A 20,049-nucleotide genomic window follows, 5' to 3' on the forward strand; every position below is an offset into this window, starting at 1 on the left:
TTCAGGGGCGACGGCGGGGACGTGTCTGCCAGCGGTGGGTGGTCCAGGCTCGTCGAATGAGGCTGCGGACGGTGGTGATCGTGTCCGCGAGGTCGAAGAACGCGTCAATCACGACGGCGCGGCGCTCAAAGCAGCGGGCGAGACGGTGGAAGGCGTTCTGCCAGGCGTGGGTCCGCTCGACATGCCACCGTTCGCTTGCCTGGATCGGGGCCTTCTCACCCTTGTGCGCGATCCGGCCGTGCAGGCCGCGTTCGTCGAGCAGGGCGCGGGTCTTGTTCGAGTCGTAGCCGGCGTCCAAGTGCACCGTGATGTCCTCGGGCAGCGGCCCGAGGTCCACCAGGCGATCCAGGGTCGAGGCCAGCAGCGGAGAGTCGTGGCAGTTCGCCCCTGCCAGGACATGGCCGAGCGGGATTCCGTAGCCATCCGTCATGCCGGAGCGTTTCAGGCCCTGTTTGCCCCGGTCAACCGGCGAACGCCCGGCAACCTCGCCACCGCCGGGGGCCTTGGTGATGGAGCCGTCGATGGCAATATGATCCAGCACCAGGCCGACGATGCGGTCGTAGGCGGCGAGCGCGATCTGCCTGAACTGGCTGAAGATGCCCAGTCGGATCCACTCGTCGCGGCGGCTGCGGATGGTACTCGCCGAGCAGGTCGTGTCGGCGATCGCCTCGTAGGAGCAGCCGAACCGCAGCACCTGCAGGAGCTTGTTGAACACGATCCGGTCATGGATGCGCGGGCGGTGGCAGCGCAGGGGATGGTCTGGGTGGTAGGCCGCCCGAGCGGGCAACAACGCCGAGAACTGATCCCACAGCGGCTCAGCCAGCCACGACGGCAGTACAGGCACAAGTCGCCCCCGTTGACCACTGAGCGTCGCAACTCCGTGATCACCATACCTGCGCCTGCCTTTCCACCAGGGCTACCGCCGCGCCTATCTGCGCGACCTCTTACTGCCAGGGGGTGTTCGGGAATCCGATCGCCTGTCCGTGTCCACCGCCGGCCGTCAGCGATCACGTCCTGCGGCGAATCCGGCCACCAAGGCGCCGGCGAAAGCCACCCACCACACGAGCCGAGCAACGACAACCACACCTTTCATGGAACCGATGGCGCAGGCGAGTTCAGCTGCCACCGGCTGCTTCCCGCTGTTCCTGCCGAAGGCCACTCCGGAGGAGTTCGACGAGACGGACGATCATCTCCGGTGTCGTCGCTCCGAGTTCGATGAGGAAGGATCCGGTGAGCCTGCCCGCAGGCCAGTCGACGCCCGCGGACGGCAAGGTGATTCCGCCCAGCGCAAGGACGGCCACGAGATCGTCGAACGCATCGGCGGCGGCGCGACGCTGGTCGGCGGTGGCCCGGCCGCTCGCCCAGCTCGGACAGAGAGAAGTCGAACAGGCCACCGCCACCGCCACCGCCACCGCCACCAGTGTGTACGCGCTGATGGGCGCCGACCCGCTTCCGCCGAGGCTCCGCACCCTCCTCGGCGACTTCCACCGCGGCCTGATCACCCTGGCACCGACCTCGGCAGTTACGCGAGAGTGGACCGACAGAGTCCACGCCCAGGGAGGCACCCAGTGACGATAGCCCTACGCCGCCACGAGGCCGGCAGCATTCCCGCCGACCACACGCAGGTGCTCATCGACGTCCACGCGGACGCCTACCGGGACCAAGCAGACGACCCCTTCGTCCAGCGCTTCCCCTGGTTCGCCAAGCACTGGACGTCCCGGCCCGGCTACAGCTGCGTCATGGCCTACGACGACGACGAGCCGGTCGGCTACTGCTACGGCGCCCCGCTGGAAGACGGCCGCGAGTGGTGGCGCCCGCACATGTCGCCGCCTTCCAACACGTCAACGTTCGCCGTGTCCGAGGTCATGGTGCGCCCCGACTGGCGGAAGCTCGGCATCGCCGAGCAGACACACGATGCGCTGCTCTCCGGACGGGACGAAGCACTGGCCGTGCTCTACGTCGATGTCACCCACCCTCGGGTCCAAGCACTGTACGAGCGCTGGGCATACAAGAGGGTCGGCGAGCACCGTCCATTCGAAGACGCCCCGCTCTACGCCGTCATGGTCCGCACCCTTCGATGACCCGGTGAGTCCGAACCGCCGAGCAGCAGCTACAGTCCCGGCACCAAGCCGCCGCAGTACGGGTCCGTGACGGTACAGCGGGCCGCCGCGCGCCCTGGGCGGATGCGGCGGCTGACGTGCGGATGGGCTGGGTCACCGGCGGCCCGACCTGAGCCGGTCACAGCACGGGTGAACCATGCCCCGCTGACATGAAGCCGTCGACTCGGTCACGGGCTCCGCGGACCAGCCGGATGATCATTTGTCAGGCAGGCCGTAGCGAGGGCCGGAAGCCGCCTGGCCGCCGCGTTCGGTCTCCGAGCGCGGCGGCCAAGGCCTCGGGTTGTCAGTGGCGGTGGTGGTTGTCAGGTTGGGCCGGGTCGCCGGGGTGTTCCAGGCCCTCGACGAGGGTGAGGCGTCGGGCGCGCTCGTGGTCGAGCCAGCGGACGAAGGCGGCGCGGCGGGCGGCCTCCTTCAGGGCGGGGGTGGGGTCGTGGTCATCAGTGACGGTGTGGATGGCGAGGAGGGCGGCCGTCCAGGGACCGGCGGTGACCCGTTCACCCGGTGCGGCCGCGCGGAGGGCTTCGGCGAGGGCCGTCGGGAGGGTGTCGGGGTCGGCTTCCAACTCGCCGTCGGGGAGGGCGAGGTGCCAGCGGACGATCGGCGGGCGGGTGGTCACGCCGCGGTAGTGGGCGAGGTCGGCGGCGGAGGGTTCGACGTCGGCGGTGACGGACGCGTAGACGGCCCGAACGGCCGCGCTGCCCTCGTACGCGGCGGCGGTGATGGAGCCGAGTTCGACGGCGGCCTGTTGGTCGAGGCGGGCGGGGCCGGGTGCGGAGACGGCCAACGCCCGTTCGGCGGCCACCGTCTCACACAGGGCCTCGGTCAGAAGAACCTGCGCGACCCAGCGGGTGAGCTGGCGGTCCTCCGAACTGCCGGGCTGGGGCAGGGCGGTGGAGCGCGGGCCGGTGCGGAGGGCGGCGAGGCGGCGGTCGAGGGCGGTGCGCGGGAGGGGCCGTCCGTCGAGCAGGCCGAGGGTCATGCCTCCACCTCCAGGGCGACGGTCGGGGCGTACTGGCAGCGGCCGAACCACATGACCTTGGCCAGCGCCCAGTACGCGCCGGGGTCGGTGGACTCGGGGGCGACGATCTCGAAGTCGACGGTTGTCGAGGATTCAGCCAGGACGGTGAAACCGCGGACCGGGTCGGCGATGGCCTCCCAGGTGCCCCAGGGGGAGACGAGTTGCAGCTCGCCCCGGATCTCACCTCGGGTGCGGTTGGTGAGGGTCAGGGTGAGGGTGGTGCGGTCACCGGGCGTGAGGCGGAGCGTTTCGTCGGAGACGGTGACGGAGAGGCCGGTGTCCCGGCCCGCCTCGGCCTTGGTGCCCTGGGCGGCCGTCCAGTCCTCGGGAGCGTCGCCGGGGACGGGCAGCAGGCCGGGGAGCTCGCCCACGGCGATGGTCACCACGTCCTCGATCTCCTGGCCGTCGTGGGTGATCCGGACGGCGGCGAAGTACAGGCCGGGCGGGGCCTCGGCGGGCGGGGTGAGGGTGACCGGGAAGCGCAGGTGGCCGCCGGCCTCCAGCCGGTACGGGCGGCTGCCGAGGCTCGCCGTCCAGCCCTCGGGCGGCAGGACGACGGCCGTGCCCTCGACCGCCGCATCGCGCAGTTGCGAGGACAGGGCGACGGAGAGTTCGACCGCTTCGCCGTCCGTCCGCAGCAGGCCGGGCGAGGCACCGACGGACACCGGCAGGTAGCCGAGCGGCGCCGGGCCCCGGTTGTGCAGCCAGTAGCGGGCGTGGACGGGCTGCGCGGGTTCGGCGACCGGGCCGAGGACCGGCCCACCGGGCTCGGCGACACCGGCGACACTCGCGCCGCCAGCGCCCCCGGCAACACCCGCGACACCCGCGACACCCGCGACGCCGGGGGCGGCGAGCAGGGTGGCGATCTGCGAGCCGGCCAGGTCGAGGCGCTCGGCGGCCGCGCCGAGGGGCCGTTCCAGCAGGTCGGCGGGCCGCACCTCGCCCAGCCCGAGCGCGCCGCGGAGTTCCGCCGTGCGCCCGAGACCGGTCGACTCGACCAGCCGGACGGTGAGTTCGCTGCCGACCGCCGCGGCCGAGCCGTGCGCGATCGGGTTCCCGGCGGGCTTGAGCGCACCGAGCAGCACCTCGCGCTGCGGCTCGACCCGCAGCCAGGAGAGGGTGGCCGGCAGCGGGCCGTCCTGCGCCGGGGCGATCCGCGCGTACAGCGGGTGGTTGAACTCCTGCCCCTGCGCGGGCAGGGTCTGGTCCCGCCAGTCACCCGGGCCGCCGACCAGCGCGTAGCTGAACTCGTGCGTCCAGTGCTGGAGTTGGAAGGAGGATCCATCCGGCAGGGTGCGCCGGGGCGGGTCGATCCAGACGCCGGACGGCCAGCCGGTGCAGCTGCGCATCAGGGACAGGTGCAGGGCGCCGGTGGTGTCGACCGCGAAGCCGGGCAGGCCGAAGCTGAGCAACGCGACGGTGTGGTCGGCAAGTTGGTCCACGACCTCGGACGGGCAGACGGCGCCGATCCGGGCGTCGGCGAGGTCGGCGACCAGCGCGGCGGTGTCCGTGACGACCAGGGCGGGCAGCGCCCGCAGGTCGCGCAGGTCGGCGCCGGGCTGCCAGACCTCGGCGAGCGGGGTGAGGGCGGGCACCCAGACCGCGCCGTGGGCCTTGAGGACGCTCGCGTACTCCTCGCCCGCCCGCTCGATCAACTCCCGTGCGGCGTCGTTGTCTTCGGGGCCGCCGAGGACGATCCGGAAGTCGGGCAGGTTGGAGTCGACGTCCAGCCAGCCGTACCGGGCCCAGTCGGCGCCGGAGGTGGTGGCGGTGACGCCGACCCGGGCGAGGGCGACCACCAGCGGGCGGGCGTCGGCGGCGTCGTCCAGAGTCGGGACGACCACCTCGGCGACGCCCAACGCACGCTCCCCCGAAGGGGATCCGGCCGGATCACGCAGGACGGCGCGCGCGGTGGCGCCGAGGCCGAACCAGGTGTTCGCCGGGTTGTCCAGGGTCCACGGCGCCTCGGCGGAGTCGACGTCGGGCAGGGCGAAGCCGCGCCCGACGACGGCGCCGGCGACCTCGCTGACCGGCAGCGCACCGGGCAGGTCGACGGGGAAGCGCAGCCGCAGCAGACGGTCGGCGCCGGAGTAGTCGACGACCCGGGTGCGGCAGTCGACCCGGTCGAGGCCGCGCCACAGGGTGACGGTCTGCTCGTAGCGGATCCCGTCGACCGTGCCGCCGATCACCAGCCGCTCGCCGAGCGGGCCGGTCTCGCGGCGCACCTCGGCCGGGGCCGTGCCGGAGCCGCGCACCGGGCCGCTCGGCACCAGGTGCCAGGGGCCCTCGCCGAAGTCGGGGTGCTGCGGGTACTCCTCGTAGACCCTCAGTTCGTTGCCGATCCGGCCACCCTGGATCAACTCCCGGTCGTGCAGCAGGTCGTGGACGGAGGACAGGCCGCCGCCGCGGGCCGGGTCGGCGGTCACCCGGTAGCGGTCGTTGGTGATCTCCACCCCCTCGGCCGTCGTCCAGGGTTCCTCCGCCGAGCCCTCCACCAGCCGCCAGGTGCGCCAGCCGAGCGCGGGGACGTCGGCGGCGAGGAAGCGCAGCGTCCCTCGGTCGACGACGCTCGGCACCGGCTCGCCCCGGTCGTCCAGGACCCGTACGGCCCTGCCCTCGGGAGGCAACGCGATGGTGACCAGGTCGGTCCGGTCGAAGGAGAGCGTGTTGGTGACCACCACGGCCGCACCCTCGCCCGCCGTGGAGATCCGCGCGGTGAGCGCGTCCAGCGCCTCGTCCCGGACGGCGGCCGCGAGGTCGTGCGCCTCGCGCCAGCCGCCGAGCAGGTCGAGGTACACCTGGTCGGACTCGGAGCCGGTGATGGCGTCGTGGTGGGCGCCGTAGGCGAGTTGGCGCCAGACCTTGTCGAGCGCGGCGGAGGGGTACTCGCCGAGGCCGTGGACGGAGGCCAGGGTGGCGAGCTTCTCGGCGTCGGCGGCGGCGACCTCGCCGGCCCGCTGGGCCTGCTTGGTGTCGATGTACGAGACGTCCTTGCCGGTGTAGACCGGGTTCATGTCGCGGGTCTGCGGGCTGGGCCGGCGGCCGGTGGCGGCGAGTTCGGCCCGGACGGCGTCGAGGAAGTCGCGCGGGGTGGCGCAGACGAAGCGCGGCCAGAGGTACTTGGCGGCCCAGGAGCGGTGGATCTCGGTGACCCACTTGTTCGGCGGGGTGTAGTCCGTCCCCACCGGCAGCAGCAGGTTCCTGGTCGCGCCCACGGGCTTGAGCTTGCGGTACAGCTCGTAGACGGCCTGTTCGGCGGTGGCGAGGTCCGGGGAGGAGTCCATCCACCAGCCGGCCGAGTAGTGGTGCGGCATGTAGTGGGTGAGCACGCCCTCGCCGGAGGGGGCGATCCACTCGAACTCGCTCGGGAACTGCATCACCCGGGCGTCGTCCTTGGCCTCGCGGAAGTTCTTCTGGATCGGGCCCCACTGGTGGAAGGGGCCGCGGGCCCAGGCGCTGCCGGTGAGCCCGGCGGCGGCGAGGTGGCCGGGGAACTGCGGATCGTGCCCGAACACGTCGAGCTGCCAGGCGGTTTGGGGATCGCCGCCGAGGATGTCGCGTTGGTAGCCGATGCCGTAGACGATGTTGCGGATGGTGGTCTCGGCGCCGGTGAGGTTGGTGTTGGGCTCGTTGTAGGTGCCGCCGACGAGTTCGACCTGGCCGCGTTCCAGCAGCGTGCGCAGCGTCTCGCGGCGCTCGGGGTGCTGGTCGAAGTACGGCTTGAGGTAGTCGACTTCGGCGAGGACGAACTTGTACACCGGGTCCCGCAGCGCGAGGTCCAGATGGGCGTCGACGAGTGCGAAGCCGTTGCGCTCCCAGAGCGGCCGGGTGGTGGCGTCGGCGGAGAGCAGCTCCCAGGGGGAGGTGTAGGCGGCCTGGGTGTTCCACCAGACCGGGTCGTAGTGGAAGTGGGAGACCAGGAACATCGTCCAGCCGGGTTCGGCGACCTCCACCAGGGCGTCCACCGAGGCGCCTTCTGCCCTGACAGTGACGGGCAGTTGAGCGCCCGGCTCGGCGCCGGTGAGCTCCAGTGGGACTTCGACCGGCCCCGTGCCGGTCGCCTCGCCGCGCACGCCCGGGCCGCTGACGGTGATCCGGGCGGCCGGGCCGTCGAGCGTCACCCGCAGCAGCTGGCGCGGGGCGTCCTCGGGGCCGATGAAGAGGTCGGTGTTCTCGACGGCGGTGATGGTGACCGGCACGGGGAGGGTCCTTTCGGTGTCGGTACGGGGGCCTACTGGCCCCAGGCCTCGAACTCGTAGATGCGGGCGGCCGGATCGGTGTTCTGGGCGGGCTTGGTGACGACCAGGCGGACGTAGCGGGCCGTGCTGGTCACCGGGTGGGTGGTGGTGCCTGCGGTGTTGCCGGTGACGTTGGCGACCGTGGTCCACGGGTCGGTGGTGTTCGAGCGGACCTGGATCGAGAAGTCGCGGGTGTTGTAGGAGGCACTCTCGCCGCCCGCCGCCGCGTGCTTGACCACGAACGTGGACAGGCTCTTGGTCGAACCGAGGTCCACCTCGAGCCACTTGGAGCTGTCCAGGCTGCACCACTTGTCGCCGGTGCCGCCGTTGACGCTGCCGTTGACGGCCTTCGCGGGGCCCTCGTTGGCGTTGCACCGGCCGGAGGCGGTGGCCGGGCGGTTCAGCGCCAGGTTGCTGCCGGTCGCGGGCGGCGTGCCGGTCCAGCCGACGGTGGTGGAGGCGGCGGTGGAGCGGCCGTAGGTGGTGGAGACGGCCTCGACGTCGAGGGTGGTGGCGTCCTCGGTCCCGGCCCGGTCGAGGCGGCCGACGAAGTACGCGTCGTTGGGGGTCGCGCCGAGGAAGGTCCGGCTGCCGTCGGCGTTGCGCCGGTACACCTCGTAGTGGTGGACGTTGCCGCCGGGCGCCGCGGTCCAGGACAGGCGCAGCGACTGGCTGGAGCCCGCCGTCACGTCGCTCGCGCCGAGGACGGTGAGGCCGCTGGGCGCCGCCGGGGTGTCCACCGCGCCGTCGTAGACGGAGACCTGGCCGATCCGCACGTCGTAGGAGGGGTCGGAGCCGTCGGCCTGGAGGGCGATCTGGGCGATCGTGCGGCCCGCGTACGGGGACAGGTCGAGGCTGTGCCGCTCCCAGCCGGTACCGGAGTTGGCGCCCAGGTCGATCGTGGTGAAGCTGCTCGGCGCGTCGGTGAAGGAGACCGCGGCCTTGAGCTTGGTCGGCCCGGCGGCCGGGGTCTTGACCACCAGGTCCAGCTTGGTGGTCGCCGCCACCGGGAGCTTGGTCTCGTACAGCCGCACGGTGTTGGTCGCGTCCAGGGTGCCGGTGAGGCGCAGCGAGGAGCCGCCCTGGTAGGCGTCGGTGAAGTCGACGGACGGGGTGAGCTTGCTGCCGGTGGAGTTGACCACCCACCGGTAGGTCGGTGGGACGTCCTGGAGGGAGAGGTTGTTCCAGCCGCCGGTGGCGACCCGGGTGCCGGCGGAGTTGTAGAAGTCGCCCTGCCCGGTGTTGAAGCTGGTGACGAAGGGCTTGGCGGTGATCGGCGAGGACTCGGCGACGTAGCCGGCCAGGCCGGGCCAGCTGTCGGAGGGGTTGACGGCGGACGGGTCACCCTTGGCGCCGACCCAGTAGCGGGCGTCCTTGGCGTAGAAGTCGGCCCGGTCCGTGGCGGACTTCCAGGTCCATTCGGGCCGGTAGAGGCCCAGCGAGGTGGTGTGCGGCTTGCCGGCCGGGAAGAGGCTGTTCCAGTCGACGCCGGTGTTGTAGCCGTTGGCCTCGGTGTCGATGCCGGAGTAGAGGTCGTACTCGCTGCGGCCGAGCTGCCGGGCCAGCGTGCGGGAGGAGTTCAGGCCGCTGGAGCTCCAGTCGAAGTTCAGGAACATCGAGTCCGAGGTGCGCTTCGAACCGTCCTGGAGGAAGGGCGAGTTGGCGGAGGTGAGGGCGTTCTGCCAGTTGACCGAGCCGGAGGTGGTCATGGCGTCGTACCACATGAAGTCGGTGCCGCTCTGCGCCTTGGTGTACTGCATGAGGTTGCGCACTTCGGTGGCCAGGCCCGCGTCTCCGCCGCCGGTCTCCTGGTTGATGAACCAGCCGTCGAAGCCGTAGTACCGGGCGGCCTGGACGAGCTTGTCGGCGACGGGGTAGCGGTTGCCGGACTTCTGGACGAAGTCGCGGACCCACTGGAGCTGGCCGCCGTAGGCGCCGGGCGGGAAGAAGACGGTGCCGTAGACCTTGACGCCGTTGCGGTGGGCGGCGTCGATGACGGTCGGGTTGGGGGCGAGAATCAGGCCCTCGCCGGCCGAGCCGCCCCAGAAGACCAGCTTGTCGACGTACTGCCAGTAGCCGAAGGCGTAGTAGTTGGGGTCGGCGGAGCCCTGGGAGGGGTTGTTGGAGGTGGGCCCGAAGGAGACCAGTGAGGCGATCCTGCCTTCGCCGGCCCGGGCGTTCGGGCTCGCCTTGAGGGCCGGGTCGCTGGTGCGGGGCTGGAGCGGGACACGGGAGCGGTTGAAGCGGGCGTCCGGGTCGGTGGCCGGGTCCCAGTTCAGGATGGTGTCGGGGTACCAGTACGAGGCGTAGGGCTGGCTGCCGGCGGTGGTGGCGGCCGGGGTGGCGGGCGCCTTCGGCTCGGCGTGGGCGGCGGGTGCGGCGCCCAGCGCGGCGGTCGCGAGCGCGGCGCTGAGCAGCAGGGGCATCCGTCGTGACATCAGGGGTATCCGTCGTGACATGCGGTGGCTCCGATCGAGCGGAGGAGGGTGGGGACGGGCCCGTCTGCGCGGACGGGTCCGGGTGCATGTGGCGTGGCGGTGCTCATCGGGGTGACGGTTCGCCGCCACGGCCGGCGGGTCTTCGGGGTGGCAGGCCGGCAGGGGGTGCCGGGATGAGAGCGCGCCGAGCGGGGCCCCCGCTCGGCGCCGAGGCTAAACCGGTTCAGAACCGCTGTCAACGACTCGCGCAACAACCACTCCTGCGGGCGAGTCCGCCCCCGGCGGCGAGGTGGACTCGCGCACGGTCAGCCGCGGCGTGGGCATCTGCAGGTCGCGCCCGGCCCCGGTTTCGTCGAGGGCCGCCAGCAGACTGCGGGCGACCTGCTCGCCGAGCGCGAAGGTGTCCCGGCTGAGCGCGGTCAGCGGCGGGTGGACGATCCGGGCCAGCACGGAGTCGTCGAAGGAGACGATGGACAGTTCGCCGGGCACCGCCACGCCCATCTCCCCGGCCACGCCGAGCCCGGCGACGGCCATCACGTCGCTGTCGTAGACGATCGCGGTGGGCCGGCGGGCCCGGGAGAGCAGGGCGCGGGTGGCGGCGGCGCCCTCGGCGTCGCTGAAGTCGGTGGGCACCGAGACGGCCTCCTCCAGTCCGAGCCGGCGGGAGGCGTCGCGCAGCGCGCGAATCCGTCGCTGGGTGTGCTGGAAGTGCGGCAGGCCGGCCAGGTGGGCGATCCGGCGGTGCCCGATGGCGGCCAGGTAGTCGACGATCGAGAGCATCGCCTCCCGGTCGTCGGCCCAGATCCGCAGCGGCCCACCGCCCCGGCCGGGCCCGCCCAGGACGACGGCGGGCAGGCCGAGTTCGTCCAGGACCGGCAACCGCGGGTCGCGGACCTGCAGGTCGACGACGATGAAGCCGTCGACCCGGTGCTCGGAGGCCCAGCGCCGGTAGACCTCGATCTCGGCGGCGGTGTCCTCGACCACCATCAGGTGCAGCGCGACGGAGCTGGCCGAGAGCACCGCCTGGAGGCCGGAGAGCAGTTGGCTGAAGAACGGCTCGACCCCGATGGTGCGGGCCGGGCGGGCGATCACCAGGCCGACGGCGTCGGCCCGGGCGCCGCCGAGGGCGCGCGCGGCGCTGTGCGGGCGCCAGTTCATCTCCTCGGCGACCCGCAGGATCCGGGCCCTGGTCGCCTCGCTCACGCCGGGGCGGCCGTTGAGCGCGAAGGACACCGCGCCCTTGGAGACACCGGCCTGGCGCGCGATGTCGGCGATCGTCGGTCTGGCCACAGAACCCGACTCCTTCTCTTGACATCCAAGTTTAGGCCGGAGCATAGTCCCTGGCATAGCTAGACCGGTTTAGTACGTCAGGTTCTGGAACTCGGCACCACCCCCGTGACCAGCACCACCCCCGAGCTCGGCACGATCCCCCACCCATCCCCAGGACCGGGAGACCCTCATGCGAAGAATCTGGGCGGCACTGACCACGACGGCCCTCACCGCGGCCGCGCTCACCGGCTGCGGACTCGGCTCCGGCGACAGCAAGAACAGCGACAGTGTGGCGAGTGCGGCCGCCACCGGCGAGGTCAAGGGCAAGGTCTCGATCCAGACCTGGGCGCTCAAGCCCAAGTTCACCGACTACATGCAGGGCGTGATCGACGGCTTCAAGAAGAAGTACCCCGGCGTCGAGGTCGACTGGCTCGACCAGCCCGGCGAGGGCTACTCCGACAAGGTGCTCAGCCAGGCCGCCGCCGGCGGTCTGCCCGACGTGGTCAACCTCCCGCCGGACTTCGCCTTCCCGCTGGCGAAGAAGGACCTCCTGCTGGACGTCGCCAAGGCCGACCCCAAGCTCGCCGACGAGTACGTCGCGGGCGGTGTCGAGGCCTACCGCTACACCGGCCAGAACGGCACCTTCGGCTACCCCTGGTACCTCAACACCGATGTGAACTACTGGAATTCGGAACTCCTGACCAACAACGGCCTGGACCCGAAGAAGCTCCCCGCCAGCCTCGACGACCTGATCGCCCAGGCCCGGGTGATGAAGGAGAAGTCCGGCGGCCAGACCTACCTGATGAGCCGCAAGCCGGGCCTCGGCGACCTCTACAACGCCGGCGTGAAGATCATGTCCGACGACGGCAAGTCCTTCACCTTCAACACCCCCGAGGCCGCCGCGCTGCTCGACAAGTACCGCGATGCCTTCAAGGAGGGCCTGCTGCCCAAGGACGTGCTGACCAACACCTACGTCGGCAACTCCAAGCTCTTCAACGCGGGCACGGCGGCCTGGACCACCGGCGGCGGCAACTTCATCACCAGCCTCGCCACCGACAACCCGACGCTCGCCCCGAAGATGACCTCCTCCCCGACGATGGGCGTCCCGCCGCTGTACGTGCAGGGCCTGTCCATCCCGAAGACCACCAAGAACCCGGCCGCCGCGGTCGCCCTCGCCCGCTGGGTCACCAGCCCGGAGAACCAGGCCGCGTTCTCCCACCTCACCAGCGTCTTCCCGTCCACCAAGGCCTCCGCGAACGACCCGTTCTTCAGCAAGAGCGACGGCAGCAACTCCGGCGACGCCAAGGTGGTCGCCTTCGACTCGCTCGCCAAGGCCAAGCTGATCCAGCCCGTCCAGGTCGACGACGCGATGAGCACCATCATCAACCAGCAGATCGCGCTGGCCATCAGCGGCGACGCGAGCTCCAAGCAGGCGCTGGACTCCGCCGTCGAGCAGTGCAACAAGCTGCTCAAGGGCTGACCCCACCGCCACCCCGACCGTACCGGCGACGCGGCGGGAGCCCCTCGGCCCGCCGCCCCCGGGAATGACCCGCACCACCCCCAGGAAGGCAACGGCATGACCCACCGGCGTTGGTTCACACCCTGGCTGCTCGCCGGGCCCGCACTACTCTGGCTGGCCGTCTTCAACCTCTGGCCGGCGGTCAACACGGTGATCCTGTCCTTCACCAACGCCAAGCCCCTGGGCGGCGGGCAGTTCACCGGCCTGGAGAACTACGGGCGCCTGCTCGACGACGAACAACTCGCCGACGCCCTGCTCAACAGCATCGTCTTCATGCTGGTCTGTCTGCCCCTGCTGACCGTCCTGCCGCTGCTGCTCGCCCTCCTCGTCCAGCGGAAGATCCCCGGCATCACCTTCTTCCGCACCGCCTTCTACACCCCGGTGATCGCCTCCGCCGTCGTGGTGGCACTGATCTGGGGCTGGGTCCTGGACGACCGCGGCCTGGTCAACGGCATGCTCCAGCAGAGCGGGCTGACCGACTCCCCGGTCTCCTTCCTCACCGACCGCTGGCTGCTGCTGTTCAGCGCGATCGCCCTGACCGTCTGGAAGGGGCTCGGCTACTACATGGTCATCTACCTGTCCGCGCTGGCCAACGTCCCGCGCGAACTGCACGAGGCGGCGGCCGTCGACGGGGCCAGCCCCCTCCGCCGGTTCTGGCACGTCACCCTGCCCGGGGTGCGGCCGACCATGATGCTGATCTCCGTCCTCATCTCGGTCAGCGCGCTGCGCGTCTTCTCCGAGCTGTACGTGCTCTCGCACGGGCAGGGCGGCCCCGGCGGGCGGGACATGTCGGTGGTGATGCTGATCCAGATGTACAGCCGCGGCTTCAACGGGCACCTCGGCTACGCCTCGGCGCTCAGCCTGATGCTGTTCGTCATCACCCTCGGCCCGATGCTGCTCCTGATGCGCCTGAACCGGAAGGCGGCCTGAACCCCATGACCTCCAGCCGTTCAGAGACCTCGCAGCCGTCCACGACCACAAAGCCCGCCCGGGACTCCCAGGCCTCCCGGGGCTCCCGGGGCTTCAACACCCCCTCCCCCGCCCAGACCGCCGCCCGCTACCTGCTCCTGCTGCTCGTCCTGCTGCTGGTGGTCGGCCCGTTCCTCTGGCAGCTCTCCACCTCCCTCAAGGGTCCCGACGAGGACGTCTACACCCGCACCCCGAGCTTCCTGCCCGAGCAGCTGACCTTCGGCAACTACGGCAAGGTCGCCGACACCATCCCGGTCTGGACCTACGCCCTCAACTCGCTGATCGTCGCCGCCGTCTGCATCACCGGCAACGTGGTCGGCTGCACCCTGGCCGGCTACGCGCTCGCCCGGCTGCGCTTCCGCGGCGCCAAGCTCGTCCTCGGCCTCTTCCTCGCCACCCTGGTCCTCCCCGGCGAGGTCACCATCGTCTCCCAGTACGTGCTGGTGCGCAGCCTCGGCCTGGCCGACAGCCTGGCCGGCGTCGCCCTGCCCGGCGCGATCGCGATGCTCAACGTGCTGCTGATGCGCACCGCCTTCGCCGCCGTCCCACTCGAACTCGACCAGGCCGCCCTGGTCGACGGCGCCACCGTCTGGCAGCGGCTCTGGCACATCGGCCTGCCCAACGTGCGCGGCATGCTCAGCGTGATCGTCATCTTCACCTTCATCGGCGCCTGGGACGACTTCCTCTGGCCGCTGATCGTGCTCAACGACCCGCAGAAGTACACCCTCACCGTCGGACTCCAGTACCTGAACGGCACCTTCTCCGCCAACCCGCGGCTGATCGCGGCCGGCACCATGATCGCCTTCCTGCCGATCGTCGTGGTGTTCGGCGTCTGCCAGCGCTTCTTCTTCAAGGGCGTCGAAGAGGGTGCCGTCAAGGGTTAGGGCTTGGCTCACCGTTCCCGCCGCGCGCTGACGCGACGCGCACCGTGAGCCCAGCCCTGGCCCCACCGCCCGTTCGCCCCAACCCCGTTGAGGAAGCACCCGCCCATGACCACCCCCGCACCGCAGCGCCCCCGCTTCGGCGTCAACTACACGCCCACCACCGGCTGGTTCCACCACTGGCTCGACTTCGACCTCGACGCCGTCCGCGCCGACCTCGACTCCGTCGCCGCGCTCGGCCTGGACCACGTCCGGGTCTTCCCGCTCTGGCCGCTGTTCCAGCCCAACCGCACCCTGATCCGCCCGCGCGCCGTCGACCAGTTGGCGGCCCTGGTGGACGCGGCCGGCGAGCGCGGCCTGGACGTCGCGGTGGACGGCCTGCAGGGCCACCTGTCGAGCTTCGACTTCCTGCCCTCGTGGACCCAGACCTGGCACCGGCGGAACATCTTCACCGACCCCGAGGTCATCGACGGCCAGGCCGCCTACCTGCGCACCCTCGCCGAGGCCCTGCGCGAACGGCCCAACTTCCTCGGCATGACGCTCGGCAACGAGATCAACCAGTTCTCCGGCGACCCGCACCCCGACCCCGACCGGATCACCCCGGAGCAGGCCGACGCCTGGCTGCGCCGGATGCTCGACGCGTGCGAGCGGGGCGCGCCCGACCGGCTGCACCTGCACGCCTCCTACGACGCCGCCTGGTACCTGGACGGGCACCCGTTCACCCCCTGGCACTCGGCCCGGATCGGCGCCGCCACCGCCGTGCACTCCTGGGTGTTCAACGGCACCGCCCAGCGCTACGGCGCGCACTCCACCGCCACCGCGCAGCACGCCGCCTACCTGGTCGAGCTCTCCAAGGCCTGGGCGGACGACCCGGCCCGCCCGGTCTGGCTCCAGGAGGTCGGCGCCCCCGCCCCGCACATCACCGCCGAGGACGCGGCCCGGTTCACCGGCGCCACCGTCGAGGCCGTGCTGGACTGCCCGGACCTGTGGGGCGTCACCTGGTGGTGCTCGCACGACGTGGACCGCTCGCTGGCCGACTTCCCCGAGCTGGAGTACAGCCTCGGCCTGCTCACCACCGACCGCAAGGTCAAGCCGGCCGGCGCCCGGCTGGCCGAGGCCGCCGCCGAGGCCCGCCGCTCCTGGCAGCCGCCCGCGCCGCGCACCACCGCTGTGGTGGTGGCCACCGGGGACGAGGTGACCTCGCCCAAGCGCTCGGTCTGCGGGCCCGGCGGCGCCGTCTACGAGGCGTTCATGCGCCTCGCCGAGGCGGGCGCCCGCCCGACCACCGTCCTCGCCGAGCGCGCCGGGGACCGGGCGCACCTGGCGGCGCGCGGAATCACCGAGGTGGTCCACCCGGACGACGTACGGTCCCTCTGACAACCCCTTGCCCCTGCCGTTCCCCCTCAGTCACGCAACGGAGCCTGCCGACATGCACGATGACCGCACCCTGGTCGAGTCCCGCCTCAAGCGCGTCCTGGACGAGCGCATCCGCCCGGCCGTCTACCCCGAGTCCGTCCCGCTGGAGGTCGGCGTCTGGACGGCGCCCGGCGAGCCCGTGCCGGTCGCCGAGGGACTGGCCGCGCCGCGCACCCCGATCGCGGTCGGCGACGCCTGGGGCGCGCCCTGGGGCACCAGTTGGCTGACCGTGACCGGCACCGTGCCCGAGGCCTGGGCCGGGCGGACGGTCGAGGCGCTGATCGACCTCGGCTTCGACGCCAACATGCCCGGCTTCCAGTGCGAGGGCCTGGTCTACCGCCCGGACGGCACCCCGGTGAAGGGCCTCAACCCGCAGAACCAGTGGGTGCGCATCGCCGCCCCCGCGGCCGGCGGCGAGCAGGTGCTGCTGCACGTCGAGGCGGCCTCCAACCCGGTGATCCTGGACTACCACCCCTTCCTGCCCACCGAGTTGGGCGACAAGGACACCGCCGGTGACCAGCCGCAGTACAAGCTGACCCGGATGGACCTCGCCGTCTTCGACGAGACGGTCTGGCAGCTGGTGCTGGACCTGGAGGTGCTCGGCGAGCTGATGGCCGAGCTGCCGGTCGAGGGCGCCCGCCGCTGGGAGATCCTGCGCGCCGTCGAGCGGGCGCTGGACGCGGTCGACCTCCAGGACGTCAACGGCACCGCGGCCGCCGCCCGTTCGGAGCTCGCCGGGGTGCTGGCCGCGCCCGCCGTGCCGTCCGCGCACCGGATCAGCGCGATCGGCCACGCGCACATCGACTCCGCCTGGCTCTGGCCGCTGCGCGAGACCGTCCGCAAGGTGGCCCGCACCACCGCCAACATGACCGCGCTGCTGGAGGACGAGCCGGACTTCCTCTACACCATGTCCCAGGCGCAGCAGTTCGCCTGGATCAAGGAGCACCGCCCCGAGGTGTACGCGCGGGTGCGGAAGGCGGTGGCGGAGGGGCGGTTCGTCCCGGCCGGCGGCATGTGGGTGGAGTCCGACACCAACATGCCGAGCTCCGAGGCGATGGCACGCCAGTTCGTGCACGGCAAGCGGTTCTTCCTGGACGAGTTCGGGGTGGAGAACCACGAGGCCTGGCTGCCGGACACCTTCGGCTTCACCGGCGGCCTGCCGCAGATCATCCGCAACGCCGGCTCCAAGTGGCTGCTGACGCAGAAGATCTCGTGGAGCCAGATCAACAAGTTCCCGCACCACACCTTCCTCTGGGAGGGCATCGACGGGACCAGGATCTTCACCCACTTCCCGCCCGTGGACACCTACAACTGCTCCATGAAGGGCAGCGAGATCGCCCACGCGGCGAAGAACTTCAAGGACAAGGGGGTGGCCCGGCACTCGCTCGCCCCGACCGGCTGGGGCGACGGCGGCGGCGGCACCACCCGCGAGATGGTCGCCAAGGCGGCCCGGATGAAGGACCTGGAGGGCTCGGCCACCGTCCACTGGGAGCGGCCCGCCGAGTTCTTCGCCAAGGCCGAGGCCGAGTACCGGAACCCGCCGGTCTGGGTCGGTGAGCTCTACCTGGAGCTGCACCGGGCCACCCTGACCAGCCAGGCGAAGACCAAGCAGGGCAACCGGCGCAGCGAGAACCTGCTGCGCGAGGCCGAACTCTGGTGCGCCACCGCGGCGTTGCGCACCGGCGCGGCCTACCCGTACGAGCCGCTGGACCGGATCTGGAAGACCGTCCTGCTGCACCAGTTCCACGACATCCTGCCCGGCTCCTCCATCGCCTGGGTGCACCGCGAGGCCGAGGCGACGTACGCGGCGGTGGCCGCGGAGCTGGAGTCGCTGATCGGGCAGGCCCAGCAGGCCCTCGCCGGGGACGCCTCCGGCAAGCGCGAACTGGTCTTCAACGCGGCGCCGCACCCGCGCTCGGCCGTTCCGGCGGGCGGGGCTGCCCCGGCCGCCTCCGGCGCGGGCGCCTGCGAGGTGGTCGAGCGGCCGGAGGGCGGCTACCTGCTGCGCAACGGGCTGCTGGACGTGGTCGTGGACGGCGAGGGCCTGGTGGCCTCGGTGGTCGAGGTCGCGAGCGGCCGGGAGACCGTCGCCCCCGGCACCCGGGCCAACCTGCTCCAGCTGCACCCCGACTTCCCCAACATGTGGGACGCCTGGGACGTCGACGAGTTCTACCGCAACACCGTCACGGACCTGACCGCCGTGGACGCGGTGACGGCCCTCTCCGCCCCGGACCAGGCCACCGTCCGGGTGTCCCGCTCCTTCGGCTCGTCCACCGTCGTCCAGACGCTCACCCTGCGGGCGGGCGAGCAGCGGCTCGACATCGACACCGAGGTCGACTGGCACGAGACCGAGAAGTTCCTCAAGGCCGCGTTCCCGCTGGACGTCCACACCGAGCGCTACGCCGCCGAGACCCAGTTCGGCCACCTCTACCGGCCCACCCACACCAACACCAGCTGGGACGCCGCCAAGTTCGAGGCCTGCAACCACCGCTTCGTCCACCTCGACGAGCCCGGCTGGGGCGTCGCCCTGGTCACCGCCTCCACCTACGGGCACGACGTCACCCGCGCCGTGCGCGACACCGACGGCGGAACCACCACCACGGTTCGCTTCTCCCTGCTGCGCGCACCCCGCTTCCCCGACCCGAAGACCGACCAGGGCCTGCACCACTTCCGGCACGCCCTCGTCCCGGGCGCGGCGATCGGCGACGCCGTCCGCGAGGGCTACCGGATCGGCCTGCCCGAGCGGCGCGTCACCGGCAGCGCCGAGCAGGTCGCGCCGCTGGTGGAGCTGGACAACGACGCCCTGGTGGTCAGCGCGGTCAAGCTCGCCGACGACCGCAGCGGCGACCTGATCGTCCGCGTCTACGAGGCCGGCGGCGGGCGCGCCCGGGGCCGGCTCACCACCTCCTACCCGCTGGCCGGCGCCGTCCCCTGCGACCTGCTGGAGCGGCCGTGGGACGGCACCCGCGGCGAGATCGCCCTGGAGGACGGTGGGGTGCGGCTGGCGCTGCGGCCGTTCGAGCTGGTCACGCTGCGCCTGAGCGCGGCCAGCTGACCGGGGCGGCCGACCGGGCGGGTGGGGCCGCGGGTACGCCACCCGCGGCCCCACCCGCCGCAGGGCCTCCGTCGCGGGGGCCGTGCGCCTCGGACGCCCCACTACGCTGATCGGCGCCCCGGCCCCACCGGGCCGGGCGCCACCCCCTGCCCGCACTCGCCTGGAGCCCGCCGCGATGACCCTCACCCCGCCTTCCGCCGCCACCCCGCTGTTCGCCGCCGTGGACATCGGCGGCACGAAGATCGCCGGGGCGCTGGTCGACGGCCACGGGCGGCTGCGGCACCGGCTCCAGCTGCCCACCCCGGCCCAGGAGCCGGGCGCGGCCGTGCTCTCCGTCGTGCACGAGGTGCTGGACCAGCTGGCCGGCGCCGCCGGCTGGGCCGAGGTGACCGCCGTCGGGATCGGCAGCGCCGGCCCGGTCGACCTCGCCGCCGGCACCGTCAGCCCGGTCAACATCCCCGGCTGGCGCGGCTTCCCGCTGGTCGCCGAGGTCGCCGCGCACCCGGCGGTGGCCGCCCGGGGCCTGCCCGTCCGGCTGGCCGGGGACGGCGTCGCGATGGCCGCCGCCGAACACTGGCAGGGCGCGGCCCGGGGCGCGGACAACGCGCTGTGCCTGGTGGTGTCGACGGGCGTCGGCGCCGGACTGGTGCTCGACGGCGCCGTCCGGCCCGGCCCCAGCGGCAACGCCGGCCACCTCGGCCACATCACCGTCGAGCTGGACGGCGAGCCCTGCCCGTGCGGCTCGCGCGGCTGCCTGGAAGGCCTCGCCAGCGGCACCGCGATCGCCCGCCGGGCCCTCGCCGAGGGCTGGCGCCCGAGCGGGGAGGACCGCTCGGCCCGCGCCGTCGCCGACGCCGCCGGGGCGGGCGACCCGATCGCGCTCGCCTCCTTCGACCGCGCCGCCCAGGCCCTCGCCGCCGGGATCGCCGCCACCGCGGCCCTGGTCGACCTCGACCGGGTGGTGGTCGGCGGCGGCGTCGCCACCGCCGGCGACCTGCTGTTCGCGCCGCTCGCCCGCCACCTCGACCGCTACGCCACGCTGTCCTACGTCCGCGGCCTCGACGTCCGCCGCGCCGAGCTCGGCACCGACGCCGGGCTGATCGGCGCCGCGGCGCTCTGCCGCTGA

General features: G+C 72.3%; 13 protein-coding genes. 7 read left to right on the forward strand and 6 right to left on the reverse strand.

The window, feature by feature from the left end; all coding sequences use genetic code 11:
• Position 1 precedes the first annotated feature (1 nt).
• Both P3T27_RS29865 and P3T27_RS29870 read right to left on the reverse strand, forming a co-directional pair.
• Entirely contained in the window at positions 2-844 is an 843-nt protein-coding gene (locus tag P3T27_RS29865) for an IS5 family transposase (protein ID WP_280684045.1), read from the reverse strand.
• 271 nt (positions 845-1,115) lie between these two features.
• Complete coding sequence (locus P3T27_RS29870) at positions 1,116-1,412, reverse strand: hypothetical protein (RefSeq protein WP_280684047.1); 297 nt, start codon at positions 1,410-1,412, stop codon at positions 1,116-1,118.
• 156 nt (positions 1,413-1,568) lie between these two features.
• Here P3T27_RS29870 and P3T27_RS29875 point away from each other — a divergent pair, with 156 nt between their 5' ends.
• On the forward strand, positions 1,569-2,081 hold the full coding sequence (locus P3T27_RS29875) for a GNAT family N-acetyltransferase (RefSeq protein WP_280684049.1): 513 nt from the start codon (positions 1,569-1,571) through the stop codon (positions 2,079-2,081).
• Positions 2,082-2,403: 322 nt separating this feature from the next.
• Here P3T27_RS29875 and P3T27_RS29880 read toward each other — a convergent pair whose 3' ends face one another.
• The 4 genes from P3T27_RS29880 to P3T27_RS29895 all read right to left on the reverse strand — a co-directional run bounded on the left by P3T27_RS29880 (position 2,404) and on the right by P3T27_RS29895 (position 11,104).
• Positions 2,404-3,099 (reverse strand): hypothetical protein, encoded by a 696-nt coding sequence (locus tag P3T27_RS29880; RefSeq protein ID WP_280684051.1) that lies wholly within the window; start codon positions 3,097-3,099, stop codon positions 2,404-2,406.
• Complete coding sequence (locus P3T27_RS29885) at positions 3,096-7,337, reverse strand: NEW3 domain-containing protein (RefSeq protein ID WP_280684053.1); 4,242 nt, start codon at positions 7,335-7,337, stop codon at positions 3,096-3,098. Before P3T27_RS29885 ends, P3T27_RS29880 begins: the two co-directional genes overlap by 4 nt.
• Before the next feature lie 32 nt (positions 7,338-7,369).
• A complete protein-coding gene (locus P3T27_RS29890; RefSeq protein WP_280684055.1) occupies positions 7,370-9,814 on the reverse strand; it encodes a discoidin domain-containing protein in 2,445 nt (814 codons plus the stop codon).
• A 213-nt stretch (positions 9,815-10,027) separates the two neighbouring features.
• Complete coding sequence (locus P3T27_RS29895) at positions 10,028-11,104, reverse strand: LacI family DNA-binding transcriptional regulator (protein ID WP_280684057.1); 1,077 nt, start codon at positions 11,102-11,104, stop codon at positions 10,028-10,030.
• A 169-nt stretch (positions 11,105-11,273) separates the two neighbouring features.
• Between P3T27_RS29895 and P3T27_RS29900 the strand changes: the two genes are divergently transcribed.
• From P3T27_RS29900 to P3T27_RS29925, 6 genes are all read left to right on the forward strand, one after another.
• Positions 11,274-12,563, forward strand: coding sequence for a sugar ABC transporter substrate-binding protein (locus P3T27_RS29900; protein WP_280684059.1), 1,290 nt, complete (start codon positions 11,274-11,276; stop codon positions 12,561-12,563).
• A gap of 96 nt (positions 12,564-12,659) precedes the next feature.
• Positions 12,660-13,532 (forward strand): sugar ABC transporter permease, encoded by an 873-nt coding sequence (locus tag P3T27_RS29905; protein WP_280684061.1) that lies wholly within the window; start codon positions 12,660-12,662, stop codon positions 13,530-13,532.
• Between the two features lie 5 nt (positions 13,533-13,537).
• Positions 13,538-14,455 carry a carbohydrate ABC transporter permease gene (locus P3T27_RS29910; RefSeq protein ID WP_280684063.1) on the forward strand — a complete coding sequence of 306 codons (918 nt, stop codon included), beginning with the start codon at positions 13,538-13,540 and terminating at the stop codon, positions 14,453-14,455.
• Between the two features lie 105 nt (positions 14,456-14,560).
• Positions 14,561-15,829: a glycosyl hydrolase gene (locus tag P3T27_RS29915; RefSeq protein ID WP_280684065.1), complete on the forward strand. Its 1,269-nt coding sequence runs from the start codon at positions 14,561-14,563 to the stop codon at positions 15,827-15,829.
• Between the two features lie 52 nt (positions 15,830-15,881).
• On the forward strand, positions 15,882-18,923 hold the full coding sequence (locus P3T27_RS29920) for a glycoside hydrolase family 38 C-terminal domain-containing protein (RefSeq protein WP_280684067.1): 3,042 nt from the start codon (positions 15,882-15,884) through the stop codon (positions 18,921-18,923).
• A 175-nt stretch (positions 18,924-19,098) separates the two neighbouring features.
• Complete coding sequence (locus P3T27_RS29925; protein ID WP_280684069.1) at positions 19,099-20,049, forward strand: ROK family protein; 951 nt, start codon at positions 19,099-19,101, stop codon at positions 20,047-20,049.

Source organism: Kitasatospora sp. MAA19, from assembly GCF_029894125.1.
In the GTDB taxonomy this organism is placed as follows: Bacteria; Actinomycetota; Actinomycetes; order Streptomycetales; family Streptomycetaceae; genus Kitasatospora.